17 protein-coding genes and 1 pseudogene are annotated in these 21,122 nt (G+C 62.7%); 14 read left to right on the forward strand and 4 right to left on the reverse strand.

The annotated features are described in order from the left end of the window. Positions 1-342 precede the first annotated feature (342 nt). The 5 genes from J6525_RS23195 to J6525_RS23215 all read left to right on the forward strand — a co-directional run bounded on the left by J6525_RS23195 (position 343) and on the right by J6525_RS23215 (position 3,100). Positions 343-840, forward strand: coding sequence for a phosphatase PAP2 family protein (locus J6525_RS23195; protein ID WP_376708547.1), 498 nt, complete (start codon positions 343-345; stop codon positions 838-840). A gap of 60 nt (positions 841-900) precedes the next feature. Continuing rightward, positions 901-1,431: a cupin domain-containing protein gene (locus J6525_RS23200; RefSeq protein ID WP_225646443.1), complete on the forward strand. Its 531-nt coding sequence runs from the start codon at positions 901-903 to the stop codon at positions 1,429-1,431. Next, positions 1,428-1,775 carry a DUF3147 family protein gene (locus J6525_RS23205; protein WP_225646444.1) on the forward strand — a complete coding sequence of 116 codons (348 nt, stop codon included), beginning with the start codon at positions 1,428-1,430 and terminating at the stop codon, positions 1,773-1,775. Before J6525_RS23200 ends, J6525_RS23205 begins: the two co-directional genes overlap by 4 nt. After that, positions 1,772-2,248, forward strand: coding sequence for a DUF3147 family protein (locus tag J6525_RS23210; RefSeq protein ID WP_225646445.1), 477 nt, complete (start codon positions 1,772-1,774; stop codon positions 2,246-2,248). Before J6525_RS23205 ends, J6525_RS23210 begins: the two co-directional genes overlap by 4 nt. A gap of 357 nt (positions 2,249-2,605) precedes the next feature. Beyond that, positions 2,606-3,100: a YciE/YciF ferroxidase family protein gene (locus tag J6525_RS23215; protein WP_225646466.1), complete on the forward strand. Its 495-nt coding sequence runs from the start codon at positions 2,606-2,608 to the stop codon at positions 3,098-3,100. 327 nt (positions 3,101-3,427) lie between these two features. Here the strand turns inward: J6525_RS23215 and J6525_RS23220 are convergent, their stop codons facing one another. Both J6525_RS23220 and J6525_RS23225 read right to left on the reverse strand, forming a co-directional pair. Then, on the reverse strand, positions 3,428-3,988 hold the full coding sequence (locus tag J6525_RS23220) for a DUF4142 domain-containing protein (RefSeq protein WP_225646446.1): 561 nt from the start codon (positions 3,986-3,988) through the stop codon (positions 3,428-3,430). 177 nt (positions 3,989-4,165) lie between these two features. Continuing rightward, positions 4,166-4,813, reverse strand: a complete 648-nt coding sequence (locus J6525_RS23225; RefSeq protein WP_225646447.1) for a hypothetical protein — start codon at positions 4,811-4,813, stop codon at positions 4,166-4,168. Positions 4,814-5,805: 992 nt separating this feature from the next. Here J6525_RS23225 and J6525_RS23230 point away from each other — a divergent pair. Beyond that, positions 5,806-6,126, forward strand: coding sequence for a DUF736 domain-containing protein (locus J6525_RS23230; protein WP_018454792.1), 321 nt, complete (start codon positions 5,806-5,808; stop codon positions 6,124-6,126). A 244-nt stretch (positions 6,127-6,370) separates the two neighbouring features. Here J6525_RS23230 and J6525_RS23235 read toward each other — a convergent pair. Next, positions 6,371-6,756, reverse strand: a pseudogene (locus tag J6525_RS23235) (helix-turn-helix domain-containing protein). 444 nt (positions 6,757-7,200) lie between these two features. Here J6525_RS23235 and J6525_RS23240 point away from each other — a divergent pair. Both J6525_RS23240 and J6525_RS23245 read left to right on the forward strand, forming a co-directional pair. Continuing rightward, a complete protein-coding gene (locus J6525_RS23240; protein WP_225646448.1) occupies positions 7,201-7,518 on the forward strand; it encodes a hypothetical protein in 318 nt (105 codons plus the stop codon). 274 nt (positions 7,519-7,792) lie between these two features. Then, positions 7,793-8,986 carry a DUF932 domain-containing protein gene (locus J6525_RS23245; protein ID WP_225646449.1) on the forward strand — a complete coding sequence of 398 codons (1,194 nt, stop codon included), beginning with the start codon at positions 7,793-7,795 and terminating at the stop codon, positions 8,984-8,986. A 184-nt stretch (positions 8,987-9,170) separates the two neighbouring features. Here the strand turns inward: J6525_RS23245 and J6525_RS23250 are convergent, their stop codons facing one another. After that, on the reverse strand, positions 9,171-9,470 hold the full coding sequence (locus J6525_RS23250) for a hypothetical protein (RefSeq protein WP_225646450.1): 300 nt from the start codon (positions 9,468-9,470) through the stop codon (positions 9,171-9,173). A 221-nt stretch (positions 9,471-9,691) separates the two neighbouring features. On the opposite strand from J6525_RS23250, the gene J6525_RS23255 reads away from it, so the two are divergent. From J6525_RS23255 to J6525_RS23280, 6 genes are all read left to right on the forward strand, one after another. Beyond that, the gene (locus J6525_RS23255; RefSeq protein ID WP_225646467.1) at positions 9,692-11,818 is read left to right on the forward strand and encodes a ParB/RepB/Spo0J family partition protein; all 2,127 of its coding nucleotides are present in this window, start codon (positions 9,692-9,694) and stop codon (positions 11,816-11,818) included. A gap of 489 nt (positions 11,819-12,307) precedes the next feature. Further along, positions 12,308-16,630 carry a strawberry notch family protein gene (locus J6525_RS23260; protein WP_225646468.1) on the forward strand — a complete coding sequence of 1,441 codons (4,323 nt, stop codon included), beginning with the start codon at positions 12,308-12,310 and terminating at the stop codon, positions 16,628-16,630. After that, positions 16,630-17,691, forward strand: coding sequence for a DUF7146 domain-containing protein (locus J6525_RS23265; RefSeq protein ID WP_225646451.1), 1,062 nt, complete (start codon positions 16,630-16,632; stop codon positions 17,689-17,691). Before J6525_RS23260 ends, J6525_RS23265 begins: the two co-directional genes overlap by 1 nt. 377 nt (positions 17,692-18,068) lie before the next feature. Further along, a complete protein-coding gene (locus J6525_RS23270) occupies positions 18,069-18,986 on the forward strand; it encodes a DUF2493 domain-containing protein (RefSeq protein ID WP_225646469.1) in 918 nt (305 codons plus the stop codon). 141 nt (positions 18,987-19,127) lie between these two features. Then, complete coding sequence (locus J6525_RS23275; RefSeq protein ID WP_225646452.1) at positions 19,128-19,559, forward strand: hypothetical protein; 432 nt, start codon at positions 19,128-19,130, stop codon at positions 19,557-19,559. Positions 19,560-20,164: 605 nt separating this feature from the next. Then, complete coding sequence (locus J6525_RS23280) at positions 20,165-20,485, forward strand: DUF736 domain-containing protein (RefSeq protein WP_069279422.1); 321 nt, start codon at positions 20,165-20,167, stop codon at positions 20,483-20,485. Positions 20,486-21,122 lie beyond the last annotated feature (637 nt).

Consider the following 21,122-nt stretch of genomic DNA (forward strand, 5'->3'; position numbering starts at 1 on the left):
GTCGGGTCCTGTCCATTTCCGCGGCTTCCGCCGAAGCCGGAGAAAAGCGGCGAAGGCGGGCTGTAGGTCGTTTGTTCCTATTGGCGTAGAATTCCCGCCCGCAAAATTCACTGTTAGGCTTCGCCGTTTGGACGTCTGGATTTGACAGAGGACCTTGGCGGCGCGTGGAGCGTTGGGAAAGGTACTTACCTTTCCGATCTTTGCGACATGTTCCAGATAGCTAGATTTTCGCCAAGGCGCCTGGGCCACAGGCCAAGCGCTTCAGTTACTGTCCGACCGACTAAACCGGATGTCGTCATCGCGCGTTCTATAGCGGGCAACACGGCGCCTGCTCCGGGGCAGGTGGCGCGCGCCCTGACCTGGGGCGCCGACGAGAAGGTTCTTCTGGTCCTGGCAGCCGCCGGCTGGCTTGCTTCCCGTGGGCGTGAGGCGCCGCTGCGGCGAGCGGGCAACCATGCTCTGCTCGTGACAGTCGGGGCGACCCTGCTGCCCCATGGTTCAAAACCAGTGTTCGATCAAACCCGGCCAGACCGTCGAACGGTAATCGGGCATGTCCATGGCATCCCGCTTTCCGGAAAACGAAAAGATGCTTTTCCCTCAGGCCATGCGCTGCACATGGGCGCGCTAGCATCGGCGGCGAGCGAGTTGCCCGCCGGTCTCCGGCGGGCGATCCGCGCGATTGCGGTCGGGCTGTCGCTCACCCGGATCGTGATCCTTGCCCATTGGGCGAGCGATGTCGTTGCCGGCTTCGCGCTCGGTGCGGTTCTTGAACGGGGCCTCAGGCTATGGACCGGCTACCCGAATGGAATTTCGACGGAGGATGATCATGCCGACTCTTGAAGACCTGAAGGGATACATGAGCGCGCAACCGGTCTGAAGCGCCCCGGCAAGCGGAAGGCGATGGATTTCGCGCGAGCGCGAAAGCCTCACACGGTTCGCTTTAAGGACGACGGTCTCATCCCGAACCATCCGCGATGGCCGCTCATTATCTATCGAAACGCCGTCGCTTTCGATGAGAGCCTGGACGCTGCGGCCGTGATCGAAGACCTATTTGAAGCGAACGGCTGGGGAGACAGCTGGCGGGATGGCATTTACAGCTATGTGCATTATCACTCCAGGATCCATGAGGCGCTCGGCATCGCGAGCGGCAAGGGCCGCGTTCGGTTCGGCGGCAACAAGGGCAGGATCTTCACGCTGAAGGCTGGAGACATCGCGGTTCTTCCCGCCGGCACAGGTCATCAGTGCCTTTCCGCGGACGATAAGTTCCTTGTCGTCGGGGCATACCCGCCGACTGGCACGTACGACGAGTGCACAAGCGCCGAACACCGTCGGGGGGCGCTTAAAGCCATCCCGAAGGTGTCGGCGCCGCGTAAGGATCCGGTCTATGGGACCGGCGGGCCGCTCTTGAAACTCTGGAAGAAATCCAAATGACCGAGTACGTCATCCGCTTCCTCCTCGGCGGCGCCGTCGTATCGGCCTTCGCGATGCTGGGAGATGTTCTGCGTCCAAAGAGCTTCGCAGGCCTGTTCGGAGCGGCGCCGTCGGTAGCACTCGCCACGCTCGGAATTGCGCTGTATCAGCACGGGGTCAACTACGCCGCCTTGCAAGCCCAGGCCATGAGTGCGGGAGCGATTGCGCTTGCCATTTACAGTGTCGTCGTCTGCCATCTGCTTGTCCGCACAAAGCTGCGAGCGTTGACGGCCACGTTGCTGTCACTGGTCATTTGGCTGGTCGCGGCCTTCGGGTTGCTCAGCTTCACCGAAGGTCAGACGTGAGCCCGATTCGCTTTTCGCCGTCATCTCTCAAGCAAGGCCGTTGGTACGAATATCTTGTCCGCTTCGTGCTCGGCGGCGCCGCGACCGTTTTTACCGGCCTCGTCAGCAGCCGCTATGGAGCAGCGATCGGTGGCGTTTTTCTTGCTCTTCCAGCCATTTTCTGCGCGAGCGCGACGCTGATTGAGAAGCACGAAATCCGCCGCAAGCGCGAAGCGGGTCTCGCCGGCGAGCGCCGCGGGCAAATGGCGGCCGCCGTCGATGCCGCCGGCGCTGCGCTCGGCGCGCTTGGCATGCTGGCCTTTGCGGCCGGTTTTTCGACGCTGATCTTGCGCAGCAACATCCCCGCCGCTTTCATCGGGGCGTCCCTCGCCTGGCTGACTATCGCGGTGCTGGCTTGGTACGTGCGCCGCAAAATGCGATCGATGCGGACAGTGCAACAGGCAAGCGGCTCCGCGAATTCGCGAACTCGATAGGATCGTTGGATGGTTGGCACTGTTTCTTCAGTCCGTAATGAGGAAGCGCGATCTCATGGCCGAGTTTCTTTCGACGCTTGTCGCTCCCAAAACGGCATCGGTCCTTCCTGCTGGCAGCGGATGTATTCGGAACGATAGGTTGATTTACAAGGCGCTATTGCAATTGGGGCGCAGACGAAATCCCACACGCCATTCAGCTACGCTGTTTCGAGAAGGGGGCGCCGTGTGCGAGGGCGTGGGGCTGCTGCAGATCATCCATGGCCTGCACCCGAAAGGGGGTGCTGACCTTCAGCACGTCACTCGTGGAACCTTTGAGGAAAGGCGCTGTTGGCTCGCATCACAACTGAGGAGGAAGCCATGCCGGGCCGGAATAAAACACTTGAAGACCTCTTCCTGGAGACGCTCAAGGACATGTACTACGCCGAAAGGAAAATACTCGTTGCGTTGCCAAAAATGGCAAAGGCCGCGAAGTCTGACCAACTGCGCGCAGCATTTGAAAAGCATGCCGGCGAGACGGAGGGACAAGTCCAGCGTCTGCAGCAAGTTTTCAAAATGATGAAACAGGCCCCCAAGGGCAAAACCTGCCCCGCTATCCTCGGGCTGGTCGAGGAGGGCGAGGAAGTGATGGAGGATTTCGAAGATTCTCCGGCGCTGGATGCCGGCCTTCTCTCGGGTGCTCAGGCCGTCGAGCATTACGAAATATCGCGCTACGGCACGTTGATTGCCTGGGCTGGACAACTGGGCATGAAGCCGGCGGTCCAGCTCCTTGAGCAGACCCTTGAGGAGGAAAAGAAAACCGACGCCGCGCTAAACAAGCTGGCGGAAGCCGCGATCAATCGCAAGGCAGCGTAGAAATCAGCCGGGCCGCTCGTTGGCCGGCCCCGTGGCTCGCGCATTGAATGGCTGTGTCATCTTCCTCTGTCTGGGCGGCGCCCCGCCCGGATTGCATCCGCTTGGCATCGTACTGGAAGTGGCCGAAGATCTTCGGCCCCGCTTGCCGCTCTCGGGCGGGTGGGCAACAAACCGCTGTGACATGAGCGCGCTTCCCAGCTTGACAGTATGTCCCAGTGCCAATGGCGGCATCGACGTAGCTGCTGCCCCAAATGTCTGCAGCCTTTACAATGGAGCCACCTTGGCATCAGCGCAGCGGGAACCGCCTGCCAGCGGTTCCCTTTTTTGCTACTTTTTGCCCTCGCCGACCGTAGATGCGGGCTTCTTGTCGAGATCCTGCGCCACCTCAAGGTGATGCTTGAGCGCCGGCAGGGTCTTGCCGGCCCAATTCTTCAGATCCGCATTGTCGCCGCCCTTGGCATAACGCTCGAACAGGTCGACGGCATCCTTATGGGCGCTGACCTGCATCGAATTGAACTCGGAGCTGAAGTCGTTGCCGCTGGCACCCTTGAGCTTGTCGAGCTTGCTTTGATGCGATGAATCGAGAGCGCTGGGCAATTCGGTTTTCACCTTGCCACTGGTGACAAGTCCTTTCAGCTCAGTGCTGGTCTTGGTGTGGTCTGTGACCATCTGGGAAGCGAACGTTTTCTCCGCCGCGTTGCCCTTCTGCTGCGCCAGCTTGCTGGACTCGATCTCAAACATGTCCGATATCGCGACCTGCTTGACGAAATCGGACGTCGAGGGGCTGACCCCGAGCACGGAGTTGACGCCGGTCTTCTCGCTGACGGATTGCGCCAGTCCTGGTGTCGCCAGCAAAATGCACGCGATTGCTAGTATCGTGCGTCTCATGTGTACCTCCTTCAGCTTGCGCTCTTGCAGTTGACGCCCTTGCGATGCGCCACGGTGTTGGGCTTGGTATCGCCGACTTTTCCTCGTCGAGTTCAGCGGTGAGGAATCAGACGTCGTGGCTGCGCTTGGCGATCTGGCGGCTTGCCCGCCGGACAGGAGCCAGATAGCTAAGCGTTCTCAAGTAACCGGTCTTGCGGCATCTTCGACCGCTCGGGCGGTGGTTGCCATTCCGGCGGCATAGGCAGCGCCGGCGCCCAACAGAAGCGCGCAGAAACTGGCAAGCATGGTATAGGCGAGGTGCTTGCGCGCCTCCTCCATTTGAGCTTGCGTTCCCGGCCTGCTCGTCGAGCCGACTGTTTCACGCGTCGGGTTGCTCGAATAATATGCGATCCGGGCATTCGCCGCATAGCTTGGGCCGGCGAGGTTGCCCGCGATGCTGGCAGCCGAAGCAGGTATCATCGCGGCTGCCGCTACTACGATAACGGTCGCAACCGCCCACGCTCCCAAGGCATGTCCGACACGGCCCAAACCACTCTGATCGGGCGAATTGGCGGCTGCGATGGCGCCGCCGACGAAGGCGGCAATGATGCCCGAAACGGCCCACCAGACGAAGGCAGGCCAGCCGGCGCTAGCAGGCGCGGACGCGGCCGTCGGAGTATCGATGGCGAGTAGGCCAATGCCAAAACCCAGCATGGTCAATAGGATTTGGACGACCAACGAAGCAAATACGCCCGCCAGGACAGGTGACCAAGTCCAGGCGAAGAAGGCGTGCGGTACCGCGCGTGCGGCCATGTTTACCTCCTCAAATACGAACTTTGGATTCAAGATCAATTTCCTACGTAAGTTCCAATCCGTTGGAACCGCGGACCTGTTTGAGGTTTGAATGCCTAGAAAGGAGGAGGATTGACCATGACATTCGGCAGAGGCGCGCTATTGTGGCTCCTGGGCATCCCGCTTCCAGTCATCCTGTTGCTTGCGCTGTTCTGGCGCTGACGCTCGAGAATTGAGGATTACTGGCTCAGGTATTTACCTGCCGCCGCCAGCACGCTGGTTGCCGCCACCGATTGCTGACGAGACGCCGTTGGTACGCGGCCGTAATAGACGCCGTGGTACTGGCGGCGGTGGTTGACTACGAGCACAAGACAGCGCAGCGCGGGCCAAGCCGCATCTCGGCGGCATCGAGATCGAGACCGAGGTCGCCCCTGTCCGCGCCCGTCGGGAGTAAACCGTCTCAACCAATTCTCACGTCTGCCACGCACGAGGGATGATCCTTCGTACCTTTCTGGTCGAACGGGTCCGCCTGGATCGACATATTGAATGCGGGGGTAAGGTGATGAGAGCGAGAAGTAATCGGGGCCCTCATCAATGCGCTTCGACAGGCTGCGGCGATCTCGGCCCGGCCCACCAGTGGCGGCGGCAGTAGCGCGCTCTCGATCGTTCTTCATGGACGATACCGCCCTTTGCAGCAGATTGTTTCTTTCTCTTCGCTGAATCGTTCCGACATCTTGTGCAGCTCGACCGAGATTCGCCAGTCTTCTCCTTGAGATTGCGGTTCAGCACGCGGACGCACGTGGCCTCCTTGATGGCTTGATCTGGCCGAAGACCGGCTTCGCCTCGATCGTCTGAGCCGCAACGCCGTTGATGCGACTTTCTTCCCCTGGGCTTTCGCCCATTCCTCGCGAGACAAGAAAGTCGCCGCAACGGCGTCCTCCGCTGCGCTCCGGCCCGCGAGGGGTGCGTCGCCGATCGTCCTCGGCCTTTAGATCGCCATCGAGGCCGCGGTGGTCGCGGGCTCGAAACACAACAGGAGAAGTAACATGGCTAACATCGGTTCCTTCAAGAAGGTCGGCAACGATTTCCAGGGCGAGATCGTCACCCTGAGCCTGCAAGCCAAGGGCGTCCGTATCGTCGCCGAGACCAACCGGTCCAACGACAACGCTCCGAGCCACCGCATCTATGTGGGCCGGGCCGAGATCGGCGCCGCCTGGTCGAAGCGCTCCGAAGAGGGCCGCGATTACCTCTCGCTCAAGCTCGACGATCCCTCCTTCAACGCACCGATCTACGCGAACCTGTTCGACGACGAAGGTGGCGAGGGCTACACGCTGCTGTGGTCGCGGCCGCGCAAGAACGGCGAGTGAGACGCGGATCCTTCAAGGCCCCGCCCAGTCTTGGGCGGGGTTCTTTTTTATGCACGCGCCAGCGAGAATCCCTTCGGCGCTGGATGGGCCACTCGCATGCACGGATCGATCTGGCGCGATGCATTCGCTTCCGGCCGAGCGAAGGTTTCGGCGCGTATGAGTGCCGTGCATCCGACAAGGCTCGTCGGGGCAGAGGCTGGCGATGAAGGAACAGGGCCTTTCGAACGCGGCGGGCCGGACCCAATCAATGGACGTCATGCGGCCTAGAAGGGCGACTTGACCTCTCGTGTTTGTCCGAAAGGCCCCCTGAAGATGGCTTGCGTTTGATATGGACATGCTTGGGCAGTTCGGCGCTGGCCAGTGCCTGTCCGACACGATCGTTGCTGATGTTGGCGATCTGGCTCAGACCGTCGAGCAGACCAAGCGCCTGAAGGACGCCGGCATAGATGCCAATGCTGACATTGGTATCGCCGGCTTCGACTCTTTGCAGGGTCGAGCGGGACGTGAAGGCGCGCCTCGGCCACGACGGCCATCGGCAGCCGCCGACGTCGGCGGGCGTCGTGGATGTCAGCGCCAAGCTTGCGAAATGGCTCGTCGAACGGCGGCGGGAGGATTATGAGGAGTCGGCATTTGTTATCTTCGTGCTACATATTCGACGATTATGTAGCACGATTACATTTTGGCTTGAGGTGCCGCGCCCCCTGCAACAAATGGCGCCATCCCTGCTCCCGGTGCCGGCGGGGTCGCGCATCGTGGCTTGTGGGATCTTCCGCATATTTTTCCTTGGGAAACCTTTTTCGTGAGATTGCGGTCGGAAATCACGATCGGGAACGTTTTTCACGGATCGAGCCCATGCGACCAAAGTTTTCAGGTCCGGTGAGCGTTTTTCATGATCTGAGGCTGCCAGTGGTCGCGATCCCAGCTGCGCAGCGCTGATTGACGCCTGCCAGCTGTCCCGGTCCCACGCGTGCTTTCGGCCATCGGAACAAAGCACCGCATCCTTGAGCAAGGGAAATGGCGCATCTACATGCCGCGTCACGCGCCTGAGGCGAGCCGACCCCACAGGGCAACGTCTTGAACGATACAGCTGACTTCTATCGCTTCTCCGACGCAACGCCGCACGCGGAATTTCTCTACGCATGCGTGCAGATGACCATCGAACAGGATCTTCCGAGCGAAGCCCGGTTCTTGCGGAGCTTCGATAGATTCCGCCCGGGCGTCGAAAGCATGATCGACATGCCGGAGCGGACTCTCAACAGCCTCCCTGGATTGTTGCAACACAATAAAGGGCGGCTGTCAAAGCGCGTCCGTGACAACGAATTCTCCCGGTTGACACCAGACGAAGTCACGAAGATCGAGCAGCTTTATCAAGCCGACTTCGATTCCGGTTAGATGTCTTTGCAGGCGTTGGCTGAGTTTATTGCCGTCTCCCTGCGGGACCGGGCTGTCGGCTGGCGCTGAAACCCCGCCTTGCGTCGGGTTTTCACCCTGCGGGCTTCCATCCCTGACGGAAGCTGCGGCGGGACTGGATGCCGGGGATGCTGGTTAGGTCTTGGCCGCGGGCGTTGGACTGACGATACAGGAGAGGCAGAGGGGAGCGGCCCTGGCCATGACGGGTTGAAGGTCGGAGGAGAGTCTTCCGGCGCCCGTCATGGAGATTGCTCCCATGAATACGCAGATTGTTGATGCCGGCCGCAACGCCAGCTGCGGTTACAAAGTGGATGTCAGCCGCGGCGAGCGCGTTGGTCGGGTGTCCTCGGAGTGGTTCTGCCGTCCGGCGGATGAACGTTATCTGTCGCTCAACGACCTGGCCCGCACGGTGCGCGATCGCACGGACCGCAGCCGCACGCGGGTGGTCGAAAGCGCGCTCATCCATGTCGAGGCAAGAAGTGCCGATCCCGAGCGCCTGGCCCTGATGCTGCCCGGCTCGGACAGGCCAGTCGCGCCGACCCACTGGAGCTTCGGCCAGCTTGCAAGCCAGGTTGGCGCTCCGGCTGCCTACCTGCGGCAGCTCCCCGCGGCCCTCGCAGCCATCAACCTGCAATATGGCCTGACTGCCAATCGGGCCGAGCAGATCAAGACGCTCGAGACCGAGGATAACCGGGTGGAGCTTCGTGCCGTCACCGGTCCCGACTATGGCAGGATCTACGACCACGAGCTGGTTGAGGCCGTACAGCGCATCGCTGGCAATGGCACAGGCGATACACGGTGGAAGGTCCCCGGTGTGCTCGACTGGTCAAGTGGCATCTACAATCCCCGCGTCGATATTTCCAAGGATACGACGACCCTCTATGCATCGGACAGGGACGTTTTCCTGTTTCTGGTCGATGACCTGAACCCGATCGAAGCCGGTCGTCTCCGGGACGGCTCGCCCGACCTCTATTTCCGGGGCTTCTATTGCTGGAACTCGGAAGTTGGTGCGAAGACGCTCGGCATGGCGAGCTTCTATCTTCGTGCGGTTTGTCAAAATCGCAATCTGTGGGGCGTGGAAGATTTCGAGGAGATGACCATCCGCCATTCCAAATACGCAGCCTCCCGCTTTGCTCACGAGGCAGCCCCGGCACTGTTAAGCTTCGCCAACTCCTCACCGATGCCCTTCGTCAACGGCATCAAAGCCGCCCGCGAGCGGATCGTGGCACGCAGCGACGAGGATCGCACCGAGTTTCTGCGCCGCCGCGGCTTCTCCAGGGCCGAGGCAGGCAAGGTGATCGACGCGGTGCTGGTGGAGGAAGGCCGCCCGCCTGAAAGCATCTTCGATTTCGTGCAAGGCATCACCGCGCTCGCGCGCGACAAGCCGCACCAGGATGTCCGCCTGGACATGGAGGCCAAGGCCAAGAAGTTGCTCGACCGCGTGGCGTAGTTTCGGCCGAGCCGGAGATTGCGCTCTCCGGCTTGGCCCGTCCGCGCTTTGCCGGTTCGCGAGTTCGCGCGCTGCCCTCTCGCGGAAACGGTCATGTCCGTCGCGGGCGACGATCCGCGGCGGCTCCCGGTCGCGGCGCCGTCGACGAACTCGCGGGTTGCGTGCAGCCACGAAAGATGCGCGCTCAGGCGCCGCGATACTCGCTTACGATCTTTGCGTGGCCGCGTTCAGCCTCGGCCCACGTCAGGTACCGCTCCTGCCGGGCGTCGACGGAGGCGACGCCCACTTCCATGACCTCGGTTTCGAAAAGGACGGGGCGATCCGGATCGCATCCGAGATCGAGACCTACGAACACGGTTGAGACGACGATATCCGGATTTATCCGCGTCCGCGCCACGACACGGTCGGCTGATTCATACCATCGCCGCCACCAAACCGCGTTCGTGCATTCAGGTTCGCGTCCATCCAGAATGTAATGGCTCATGGCAGTCGACAGACTCGCCTGTGCCAGCCAGCGCCAGCCGTTTTGGGCTTCAATCCGATCGGAGATGCGAGGGCGGGACCTGGTTTTCCGACAGCGCGGCGGCCGCCAACCATCGCCATCGTTCGCTGGAAAAGCGAGAGCGAGAGGAGGGTGGGCCTGTTCGCGAACGGGTTGGAGGCCGAGAGAGAGGCTCCCGGCCGCCCGTTTTCGGAGAAACTGACATGGCAAAGGCCGTTCAGAAGATCAAGCTGTTGCCGTCGCGCGACATTCCCTTCAGCAAGCTCGTCTTGAGTCAGAACAATGTACGGCGGCTCAAAGCCGGCATCTCGATCGAGGATCTCGCCGAGGACATCGCTCGGCGCTCCCTGCTGCAAAGTCTCAACGTCCGGCCCGTGCTCGACGGCGAAGGCCAGGAAACCGGCATGTTCGAGGTGCCGGCCGGCGGCCGCCGTTATCGCGCGCTTGAGCTTTTGGTAGCGCAGAAGCGTCTGGCAAAGACGGCGCCAGTCCCTTGCATCGTCAGTGACATGGGTAGCGAGGTCACCGCGGAAGAGGACTCGCTCGCCGAGAACGTGCACCGCGTCGCGCTTCATCCCCTCGACCAGTTTCGGGCATTCCACACCCTGCACGAGCAAGGGCGGTCCGAGGAGGATATCGCCGCCATCTTCTTCGTATCGGTCAACGTGGTGAAGCAGCGGCTGCGGCTTGCGGCGGTTTGCCCGAAGCTGCTCGACATTTACGCCGACGAGGCTATGTCGCTCGAACAGCTGATGGCGTTCTCCGTTACCGACGATCACGCCCGACAGGAACAGGTCTGGGAGAACGTCAGCAAGTCGGGCTACGACGAACCATATCAGATCAGGCGTCTTCTGACCGAGCGCGCGGTGCGGGGATCCGACAAGCGCGTCCGATTTGTCGGCCTCGCAGCCTATGAAGCGGCCGGCGGCAAGGTGCTGCGTGATCTGTTCGAAGAAGATGGCGGCGGCTGGCTCGAGGACGTCGCTTTGCTGGAGCGTCTCGTGGCTGAGAAGTTGCGGACAGATGCCGAGACGATCGCCGCCGAAGGCTGGAAGTGGATCGAGGTCACCGCCGCCAGCTTTCCCTACGGCCATGACCACGGCCTCCGTCGGCTCGACGCAGACCCGGCAGCTCTCAACGCCGAGGAGCAGACGCGCTTCGATGCCCTCCAGGCGGAATACGACGCGCTTCAGACGAGATTTGAAGGCACTGACGAACTGCCCGCCGAGGTGGACGCGCGGCTCGGCGAACTCGAGCAGACGCTCGAAGCGTTCAACGACCGGCCGGACGTCTTCGAGCCGGACCAGATGGCCAGGGCGGGCGTCTTCGTCAGCATCGATGGCGAAGGGCGGCTTTCGGTCAATCGGGGTTATCTCCGACCGGAGGACGAGGTGCCTGCGGCCGATGTCGAAGGCGAGCGGGGCACCAATACAACCTTGACTGAAGGGCAGGAGCCCGGCGCGTCCGTTCAGCGCACGACGATTTCGCTCGCCGGTGAATCGAGCGAGCCGGAGGAAGGCGATGAGGATGTGGCACGGCCATTGCCGGATCGGCTCATCACCGAACTGACGGCGCATCGTACGTTGGCATTGCGCGATGCGCTGGCAGAAAATCCGGCAATCGCGTTCCAGGCGGTGCTGCACAATTTCGTGCTGACGGCCTTTTACCGACACGGATCGTCCGGCACGTGTCTGGAGATCGGACTGCGCACGCCGACCTTTCCCGCTCAAGCCCCCGGGCTCAGGGAAAGCGCGTCTGCCAAGGCCGTTGAGGCCAGGCACGAGTCCTGGAGGGCGCAGCTGCCCAAGAGCGAGAACGACCTGTGGGATTCGCTCACGGTCCTTGACGGTGCCGCACAGGCATCCCTGTTCGCTCACTGTGCGTCATTTGCGGTCAACGCCGTCCATGAGCCGGCCAACCGTTACAATCAGGGCCGTGTCTCCGCCGACGGCCTCAGCTCTCGGCTCCGCCAGGCCGATGTGCTGGCACGCGCCGTCGGCCTCGACATGGTTCAATCCGGCTGGAGACCGACCGTCGATAATTATCTCGGCCGCGTCACCAAGCCTCGTATTCTGGAGGCGGTGCGGGAGGCACGAGGTGAATCCTCGGCGCAATTGATCGATCACCTGAAGAAGACCGACATGGCCAAGGAGGCCGAGCGTCTTCTCCATGGTTCGGGCTGGTTGCCGCAGCTCCTGCGTCTTGTCGACGCCACCGCCGCGCCAATGGAACAGGAGGCGGAGGCTGGCCCGCTCCCCGAATTCCTCGCCAACCAAGGGCAGGAGGACGGCGGCGGCGACGACGAACCACAGCTCGATGCCGCCGAATGAAGCCTATCGCGGGACGGCCTGAGGCCGTCCCGCACGCCTTCCATCGCAATCCTCATCCCGCGCCCGGCTTCGTGCCGGGCTTTCGGCTTTCCAATGAGCGGGAATTCATCGCTCAGGACATCGTGCGGCGCTCGCTGACGCCGGAGCATGTATCGGCCGTTTCCTCCTTTGCTTGTTAGACTAGTGGATGCGTGCCGATGGTTTTGGCGGCCCGGTCGTTGTGATCTCGGCCAATCAAATCCTCGGCAAGTCCACCAACGATCTCCTCGAGGAGTTCATCGCTCAGGTCACGCCGTGAGGCCGGCGGGTCAGCCCACGCCGTGCCGGCAGTGCATTTCGCCTTGTTCGCCCGGCCGAGGGTTTTGGGCGAGCCGTGAGGGTTGGCCGGGTCATGAGAGGCAAAGAGCGGCCGGGACGGGTTTGAGCCGGCACGGTCCAGAGAGAGCGCCAGCCGGCTCGCCCCATTCCCGCTCTCCGAAAGACACTGACATGACCGAATCTCTCGCCGGCGGCGCCGCCGCCGCGCCGCTCTCGATGCGTGCCGCTGCAAGTCTCAGCTCCGCCGCCCTCCGTGCCGCACAGAATCTCCTGTCCGAGCTCGAACGCGGCCGTCGCATCGATGCCGCCGTCCTGCGCAGTGCCATGGCGGCGGCGTTCGCCGGCTCGGACGCGGCCGGCGCCTGGAACTGGAAGACCGCCTATGACGTCTGCGAGGCGGCGACCGTTCTGTTCCTTCGCAAGTTCGGACCGGCCATGCGCGCCCGGGCTGGCTCGACGGCCGCCATGCTGCCGATGCTCGCGAGGATCGCGAGCGGTCTGCCGACCCATACGCGGCGTTCCGAGCATAGCCAGGCACTCCAACAATTCTCGACGCCGATTTCGCTCGGCTTTGTCGCATCTACGGCGGCGGACGTGACGCCCGCCGATCGCGTTCTTGAGCCCTCTGCGGGGACGGGCTTGCTCGCTATCTTTGCCGAGCTTTCGGGCGGCGCCTTGGTGTTGAACGAGTTGGAGGAGGCGCGCGCGACATTGCTCGATCATCTGTTCGCCAATCTTAAAGTCACCCGCTTCGACGCCGCCCAAATCGATGACCATCTCGATGCGAGCGTCGCCCCGAGCGTCGTCTTGATGAACCCGCCGTTCTCGGCGGTGGCGAATGTCGAACGACCGATGCCGGACGCGGCCCTCCGGCACATCACCTCGGCCTTGGCACGGCTTTGCGAAGGCGGGCGTCTTGTCGCGATCGTTGGCGCGAGCCTCGCGCCGGAGAATCCGGCATGGACGGAAGCCTTTGTTCGCCTCCAGGAACGCGGTCGGGTGGCGTTTTCTGCCGCCATTGACGGCGCCGTGTACGCCAGGCATGGAACACAAACGGACACAAGGCTGCTTGTGATCGACAAGCTGGCGGCGGTTGATCCGAAGGCCTTTCCAGCTTCATTGGGCATGGCGAGCCATGTCGGGACCTTGCTTGACTGGGTGACCCAGCATGTGCCTCCCAGGCTGCCCATCGCGACGTCGGTAGCGGCCGACCTTAGCCGTCATTCCGCCAAGTCGAAACCGAGCGCCGCCGCTGCACTGTGTTCACCGTCCACCTCGGGAAGCGCGGCGCCAGAAGGCTTGGAGCTCGACTACGCGACAGTCGAGTGGTCGCCGCCGGAAGAAACCCGACTGACCGATGCCCTTTATGAGACATACGGGTTGCAGTCGATCCTTATTCCCGGATCGTGCCCGCATCCGACCGAACTCGTGCAGTCCGCGGCGATGGCGTCCGTCGCGCCGCCGAAGCCGACCTATCGTCCGCACCTGCCGTCGCTTGTGGTGACAGATGGACTTCTGTCGGACGCCCAGCTCGAGAGCGTCATTTATGCTGGCGAAGCACATAGCGAGTTGCTGGCAGGCTTCTGGACGGTCGACGCGACATTTGATGTCGTGGCCGCCGCCTGCGAGGGCGCTCAGAACGCGGTCCGCTTCCGTCGCGGCTGGTTCTTGGGCGATGGCACCGGTGCGGGCAAGGGACGGCAGGTCGCCGGGATCCTGCTCGACAATTGGCTCAAGGGCCGCCGCCGGGCGGTGTGGATCAGCAAATCCGACAAGCTGATCGAGGATGCGCAGCGCGACTGGTCGGCGCTCGGCATGGAGCGCCTGCTGGTTACGCCCCTGTCGCGGTTTCGCCAGGGCACGGCGATCCGGCTTCCGGAGGGCATCCTATTTACCACCTATGCCACGCTACGCACCGACGAGCGTGGCGAGAAGCTTTCGCGCGTCAGGCAGATCGTCGAATGGTTGGGCTCCGACTTCGACGGAGTGATCGTCTTCGACGAGAGCCACGCCATGCAGAATGCGGTCGGGGGCAAAGGCGAGCGCGGCGACCAGGCGGCCTCTCAGCAGGGGCGCGCCGGGCTGAGGCTCCAGCACGCCTTGCCGAATGCTCGCGTGGTCTATGTGTCGGCGACGGGCGCCACCACGGTGCACAACCTTGCTTATGCCCAACGCCTCGGCCTTTGGGGCGGCGCCGACTTTCCGTTCGGCACGCGCGCCGAGTTCGTCGAGGCGATTGAGGAGGGTGGGGTGGCGGCCATGGAGGTGCTGGCGCGTGATCTTAAAGCGCTCGGTCTCTACTCCGCCCGCTCGCTGTCCTATGAGGGCGTCGAGTACGAGCTCGTCGAGCACAAGCTGACGCCGGAGCAGGTTCGCATCTACGATGCCTATGCTGGCGCGTTCAGCGTCATTCATAATAACCTCGATGCGGCGATGCGGGCCGCCAACATCACCGGCGAAACCGGAACACTGAACGGGCAGGCCAAATCGGCGGCGCGATCCGCCTTCGAAAGCGCCAAGCAGCGCTTCTTCGGGCATCTGTTGACCTCGATGAAGACCCCTTCGCTGATCCGATCGATCGAGCGCGATCTCGACGCCGGCCATGCCGCCGTGATCCAGATCGTGTCAACGGGCGAAGCGCTGATGGAGCGTCGCCTCGCCGAGATTCCGACCGAGGAGTGGGGCGACGTCCAGGTCGACATCACGCCTCGCGAATATGTGCTCGACTATCTCGCCCATTCGTTTCCGATCCAGCTTTACGAACCCTTCACCGACTCGGAGGGTAATCTTTGCTCGCGGCCTGTTTATCGCGATGGTCAACCGGTTGAGAGCAGGGATGCCGTCTCCCGCCGCGATCGCTTGATCGAAAAGCTCGCCTCGCTGCCGCCTGTTCCCGGGGCGTTGGATCAGGTCATCCAGCGTTTCGGGACCGAACTTGTCGCAGAAGTGACCGGCCGTTCGCGCCGCATCGTTCGCAAGCACGACCGCTTGGTGGTCGAGAGCCGAGCTGGCTCGGCGAACCTCGCGGAGACCACGGCCTTCATGGACGACGTCAAGCGCATCCTCGTGTTCTCCGACGCGGGCGGCACGGGAAGGAGCTACCACGCCGACCTGTCAGCCCGGAATCGACGGTTGCGGGTCCATTACCTGCTCGAGCCCGGCTGGAAGGCCGATGCCGCGATCCAGGGGCTTGGCCGGACCAACCGGACCAATCAGGCACAGCCGCCGCTGTTTCGTCCCATCGCAACCGATGTAAAGGCCGAAAAGCGCTTTCTCAGCACCATTGCCCGCCGGCTCGACACACTGGGTGCCATCACGCGCGGTCAGCGTCAGACCGGAGGGCAGGGCCTGTTCCGGCCAGAGGATAATCTCGAAAGCCAGTACGGGCGTGATGCCTTGCGTCAACTCTATGTCCTGCTCGTGCGAGGCAAGGTCGACGGCTGCTCGCTCGCGAGATTTGAGGATGCGACCGGCCTGAAGCTGACTGATGCCAATGGGCTGAGGGACGACCTGCCGCCGATCACGACGTTCCTCAATCGTTTGCTGGCGCTCACCATCGACCTACAGAACATTCTGTTCACCGCCTTCGATCAGCTTTTGACTGCTCGGATCGAGGGCGCGGTTAGCTCCGGCACCTACGACATTGGACTGGAAACGCTCCGCGCCGAGAGCTTTGTCGTCACCGACCGGCGGACGATCTACAGCCACCCCGGGACTGGTGCGGAGACCCGGCTGCTCACCATCGTCCAGCGCCAGCGCAATCATCCCATCAGTCTCGATGACGCCCTGGCTCGCCGTTCCGACCATCACGCGATCCTGTTGCTCAATGAGCGCTCGGGCCGTGCTGCCGTGCAGCTTCCGGCCCCGAGTTTCATGCTCGACGATGGCGAGATCGAGCGGCGCATCCGCCTGGTACGGCCGATGGAGCAGCACAGCGTCGCCCTCGACATGATGGCGGAAAGCCATTGGGCCGAAGCGGATCGCGAACGCTTTGCCGCCGCCTGGCTGGCGGAACTCGCCGAGGTACCGGAGTTCACGGAAAGTACGATCCACATCGTGGCGGGCTTGCTACTACCCATCTGGAAGCAGCTGCCGAACGAATCGACCCGCGTCTATCGTCTCCAGACCGATGCGGGCGAACGCATCATCGGCCGCAAGGTCTCCGCCGCCTGGGTCGCGAACGTCCTTGCCGCTGATGCGCCTTCGATGACGCCGGACGCCGCCTTTGCCGCGCTGATGGAGGGGCAGATCGTCCTCGATCTCGCGGAGGGGCTGAAGCTTCGCCGTGTTCGGGTGATGGGCGCAGCCCGCATCGAGCTGTCGGGATTCAACGACACCATGCGCGATCGTCTGCGGGCTTATGGGCTCTTTGGCGAGATCATCTCCTGGAAGCTGCGGATGTTCGTGCCCGCGGACGTAAGCGGCGTCGAGATCCTGTCGAAGGTACTCGACAGCTATCCGGTTGCGCGCATTGGTGGGCGGGAGGCCGCGTGATGCCGCGCGATGCCTCTGAATTGGCACGCCGCCTCGCGCGAGAGGCCGAGGCGGTATGCAGGCACTATCTCTCCAATGGCAAGCGGGTGGGACGGTATTGGGTGGTCGGCGACGTCCACAACGCGCCGGGCCGTTCGTTGTTCGTACGGCTGCAGCAGTCGCCGAAAGGTCCCGCCGGTAAGTGGAGCGATGCCGCGACCGGAGAACATGGTGACCTCCTCGACATCATCCGCGAAAGTCTGGCCTTGCGCGACTTTCGCGAAGTGACTGGGGAGGCGAGACGCTTTCTGATGCTACCTCGTTCCGAGCGACAACCTCCCCCAGAACTCGTGGATCCAGCAGTGCCGGCCGGATCGCAGGAAGCCGCCCGGCGCCTCTTTGCCATGTCCAGCCCGATCGACGGTACAATGGTCGAAGCCTATTTGCAGCGTCGCGGAATAGCCCGCATCCACCATGGCGACAGTTTGCGCTTCCACCCACGCTGTTATTATCGACCGGACGAGCATTTGCCGACCGAAACATGGCCAGCGATGATAGCCCGCGTCACGGACCTCGATGGACGGATCTCCGGCGTGCATCGCACATGGCTCGATCCAGACGGCTTTGATCGCGTCCGGCTCGGCAAAGCTCCGATCGACACGCCACGACGGGCGATGGGCGACCTGCTCGGCAATGCCGTGCGTTTCGGCCGGGTGGACGACGTGCTCGCTGCGGGCGAAGGCATCGAGACTATGCTGTCGCTGCGTTACGTACTGCCGACCTTGCCGATGACCGCTGCGCTGTCGGCCAATCACCTTTCGGCCATGTTGCTGCCGTCCGGGCTACGTCGCCTCTACATCGCCCGCGACGCCGATGCCGCCGGAGATGCCGTACAGGCTATCCTCACCCAGCGCGCGGAAGACGCCGGCGTTGAAGCGATCGCACTGTCGCCTCGGACGGGCGATTTCAATGAAGATCTGCACATCTTCGGCCGTGAGGCCCTCGGAGCAGTGTTGCGGCTTCAACTCGCACCGGAAGACGTCGACCGCTTCCTCCGTTCGCCAACGCTGGCCGCTGAATAAGCCGCTATCTATCGATCGATCGCGATGGGTCGGTCATAGATTAGGCCAATGCCGGAAGAGCACGCGACCACGGCCTTCTAGAGGGCGATCGGACGGCAAGCGGTCCGGGCCGGCAATGGCTGCGTCCGGCTATTTTCCGCCGCGCGCAGGCGATGGGAGGCATGCCAGTGATCCGATCAGCGCGCTTTGCATCGCGAAGCAAAATAGCCGGCCTGCGCCATCCTCCGCTGCCGCTTCGGCCCTGACGCTTCCGCCTACGCCCTGCCGGGCTTCGGCGGACGAGCCGCTTACGGGTGCCGGCCCGTTCCGCCCGCCGTCTGAGTGATCGCCACGAAGGCCGCGATGGGCGCGGCCAATCCAGCAAAGGACCTCTTCCCATGACCGACCATGGCGACATCGAACCGGCACAGTCTCCGACCGACCACGTCCTGAGCGAATTGCAACTCTTCGGCTATCGTCCCTTCGACGACCAGCCAGATCCAAGACCTCTTCCCGAGGGCAAGATGATCGCCGGCGCCGTCATCGATCTGTTTGACGCCTTGGTTGCCACTCTGAGCGATACGCGGCTTGAGCCGGACCTCGACGATCTCCTTTGGTCGACTGTCAACCTGTTTCATCGTGCCGTCGACCGCATCGAACGCCAGCTCGACGACAATGAACAAGCGCAGCACAAGAGCCAGCGAGAGCAGAACGGGTCCGAGGTGCGATCGGTTGAGCTCGAGCGCCTGACCGCGGAGGGCATCACGCTGATCGAGCGCAGAAATTGTTTGGAACTCTTCCGCGACCAGGCGATCGAGCGATTTGAGGTCCACACCGGTTCATCCTGGCGTCCTCGGTCGGGCTCGCTGGTCAACCACCGCACGCTCACCGCAGCGACGATCGACTCCCGCGACTTCATCGCCGCCAAGCATCGTTCCGAAACCGAGGTCATGTTGCCGCAGGGAGTGAAGATCGCGCTCACCGGCGGGCTCGACTTCAACGACCATCGCCTCATCTGGGATCGCCTCGACAAGGTTCATGCCAAGCATCCCGACATGGTCCTGCTCCATGGCGGCTCGCCCAAAGGGGCCGAACTGATCGCCTCCAAATGGGCGACCACCCGCAAGGTGCCCCAGATCGCTTTCAAGCCCGACTGGACGAAGCACGCCAAGGCGGCACCCTTCAAGCGCAATGACGCCATGCTCGAACTGTTGCCGATCGGCGTCATGCACTTTCCGGGTTCAGGGATCCAGGACAACCTTGCCGACAAAGCGAAGCGTTTCGGCATCCCCGTTTGGAGGTTCGGCGGCGCGTGAGCGCCGTCTTCTCGTCTCCAAACCATCAAAGCAGAGTCGTGCGCGCCGCAACTCCGCCTCGTTCAGACTTTATATCCGAAGTTGCGCCATGGTGGTGGTGGAAGGCGCGACTTGCAAACCCATGCAAATGGAGCCGCCACCATGCCCGCCCTTGGGCTTATCCTCAATGCGCTCGGCATCGGCCTGTTGTGCTGGGCGATGTTCGCGCTGGCAGTGCATGCCTTGCCGTTTTTCGTCGCACTCCTTTGCGGTATGATAGCGTTCCACGGTGGCGCCGGCGTCATCGGCGCGCTGCTCGTCGGAAGTGTGGCCGGCGCGCTGACACTTGCCGCCGGTGAGGTCGCCTTCGCTGTTACCCGATCGCTGGCTCTGCGCCTCGTGATTGCGACCATATTCGCCGTTCCAGCTGCCATCGCCGGCTACAATGTGGTGTTCGCCCTGTCCCAGATCGGGGTGCCGTCGCTGGCCTGGCGTGAGGCCTTCGCCTGCTTGGGCGCGTTTTGCATTGGCGGCACGACGTGGACGCGCTTGACGGTTCTTGCTCGCAGAGGCCCGCCTGTTCGAGCCGGCTAGGCTGGTGGAGCAACCGTCTCAACCGTTCTTGCGGCCGCCGCGCGCGAGGGATGATCCTTCGTCAGCTTCCTCGTCGAACGAGTTCGCCTGGATCGGCATATTGAATGTGGGTCAAGGGACCTGGAGCGAGAGGTAATCGCAGCTCTCTTCGGAGCGCTTCGACCAGGCTGGCGATCTCCGCCCGGCCCACGTGGTCGCAGCGGCGCGTGGCGTCGCTATCGATCGTTCTTTCGTGGACGATACCGCCCTTCGCGGCAGATTGTTTCTTTCTCTTCGCTGAATCGTTCCGACATCTTGTACAGCTCAACCGAGATTCGCCAGTCTTCTCCTTGAGATTGCGGTTCAGCACGCGGACGCACGTGGCCTCCTTGATGGCTTGATCTGGCCGAAGACCGGCTTCGCCTCGATCGTCTGAGCCGCAACGCCGTTGATGCGACTTTCTTCCCCTGGGCTTTCGCCCATTCCTCGCGAGACAAGAAAGTCGCCACAACGGCGTCCTCCGCTGCGCTCCGGCCCACGAGGGGTGCGTCGCCGATCGTCCTCGGCCTTTAGATCGCCATCGAGGCCGCGGTGGTCGCGGCTCGAAACACAACAGGAGAAGTGACATGGCTAACATCGGTTCTTTCAAGAAGGTCGGTAACGATTTCCTGGGCGAGATCGTCACCCTGAGCCTGCAAGCCAAGGGCGTCCGTATCGTCGCCGAGACCAACCGCTCCAACGACAACGCTCCGAGCCACCGCATCTATGTGGGCCGGGCCGAGATCGGAGCAGCCTGGTCGAAGCGCTCCGAAGAGGGCCGCGATTACCTCTCGCTCAAGCTCGACGATCCCTCCTTCAACGCACCGATCTACGCGAATCTGTTCGACGACGAAGGTGGCGAGGGCTACACGCTGCTGTGGTCGCGGCCGCGCAAGAACGGCGAGTGAGTTGAGCCGAGTGCTGCGCCCCGCCATCTGGCGGGGCGCTTCGCAACTGGACTGAGGCGGCTTACGATTGCCAGGCCGCGCGGCGCTCTTGAGCAGGCCCCCGGTTCGATCCCGACGCTTCAGCAATCTGTCCGAGCACGGTAGTGCTTGTTGAGAGATCGCAGTGCTTTGGCGGCTTAAACCCGCTCGCTCCTCCTGCGTAATAAGTAGATCGTCGGGTTTCCGACGCGGATTTTCAGCGATGATCTCCTTGAATCCAGCTATACGGGAGCTGAGCCGAGCGATCGTTCCTATTGTTGTCGAACGACCCTACCGGCTCCGGCGACGGTATGAGCGCGGCTGATCTTGATCGCAGCAGCCGCATTTCTCGCAATAGTTCAGCGTCTCGGCTACGGTTCGATCTTGCGGCCGGGCAGGTGCGTCGCGCCCAATGACCGGACTGCGGTTCTGCGCGTCGGCTCGGTGGAGCACCGCATCTGGTCCAGGGAGCCGCAGCTGGTCGGTTCGTCATACGCAGCCGAGTTGACGTTTGATGGCGACTAACGGGCATATGTAGCCCAGTTACTCTGGCGCACGATGAACGGGCGCGCGCGAAGCCCAAGCTTGGGATCAATCGTCCAAATAGCAGGGGCAAGCG

It is taken from the genome of Bradyrhizobium australafricanum, assembly GCF_020329495.1.
Taxonomy (GTDB): domain Bacteria; phylum Pseudomonadota; class Alphaproteobacteria; order Rhizobiales; family Xanthobacteraceae; genus Bradyrhizobium; species Bradyrhizobium australafricanum.

Bases quoted from the DNA above. Each gene is read 5' to 3' on its own strand.
- J6525_RS23200 (WP_225646443.1), top strand. From the start codon at position 901: ATGGATTTCGCGCGAGCGCGAAAGCCTCACACGGTTCGCTTTAAGGAC.
- J6525_RS23205 (WP_225646444.1), top strand. From the start codon at position 1,428: ATGACCGAGTACGTCATCCGCTTCCTCCTCGGCGGCGCCGTCGTATCG.
- J6525_RS23215 (WP_225646466.1), top strand. From the start codon at position 2,606: ATGCCGGGCCGGAATAAAACACTTGAAGACCTCTTCCTGGAGACGCTC.
- J6525_RS23220 (WP_225646446.1), bottom strand. From the start codon at position 3,988: ATGAGACGCACGATACTAGCAATCGCGTGCATTTTGCTGGCGACACCA.
- J6525_RS23230 (WP_018454792.1), top strand. From the start codon at position 5,806: ATGGCTAACATCGGTTCCTTCAAGAAGGTCGGCAACGATTTCCAGGGC.
- J6525_RS23245 (WP_225646449.1), top strand. From the start codon at position 7,793: ATGAATACGCAGATTGTTGATGCCGGCCGCAACGCCAGCTGCGGTTAC.
- J6525_RS23250 (WP_225646450.1), bottom strand. From the start codon at position 9,470: ATGAGCCATTACATTCTGGATGGACGCGAACCTGAATGCACGAACGCG.
- J6525_RS23255 (WP_225646467.1), top strand. From the start codon at position 9,692: ATGGCAAAGGCCGTTCAGAAGATCAAGCTGTTGCCGTCGCGCGACATT.
- J6525_RS23260 (WP_225646468.1), top strand. From the start codon at position 12,308: ATGACCGAATCTCTCGCCGGCGGCGCCGCCGCCGCGCCGCTCTCGATG.
- J6525_RS23265 (WP_225646451.1), top strand. From the start codon at position 16,630: ATGCCGCGCGATGCCTCTGAATTGGCACGCCGCCTCGCGCGAGAGGCC.
- J6525_RS23270 (WP_225646469.1), top strand. From the start codon at position 18,069: ATGACCGACCATGGCGACATCGAACCGGCACAGTCTCCGACCGACCAC.
- J6525_RS23275 (WP_225646452.1), top strand. From the start codon at position 19,128: ATGCCCGCCCTTGGGCTTATCCTCAATGCGCTCGGCATCGGCCTGTTG.
- J6525_RS23280 (WP_069279422.1), top strand. From the start codon at position 20,165: ATGGCTAACATCGGTTCTTTCAAGAAGGTCGGTAACGATTTCCTGGGC.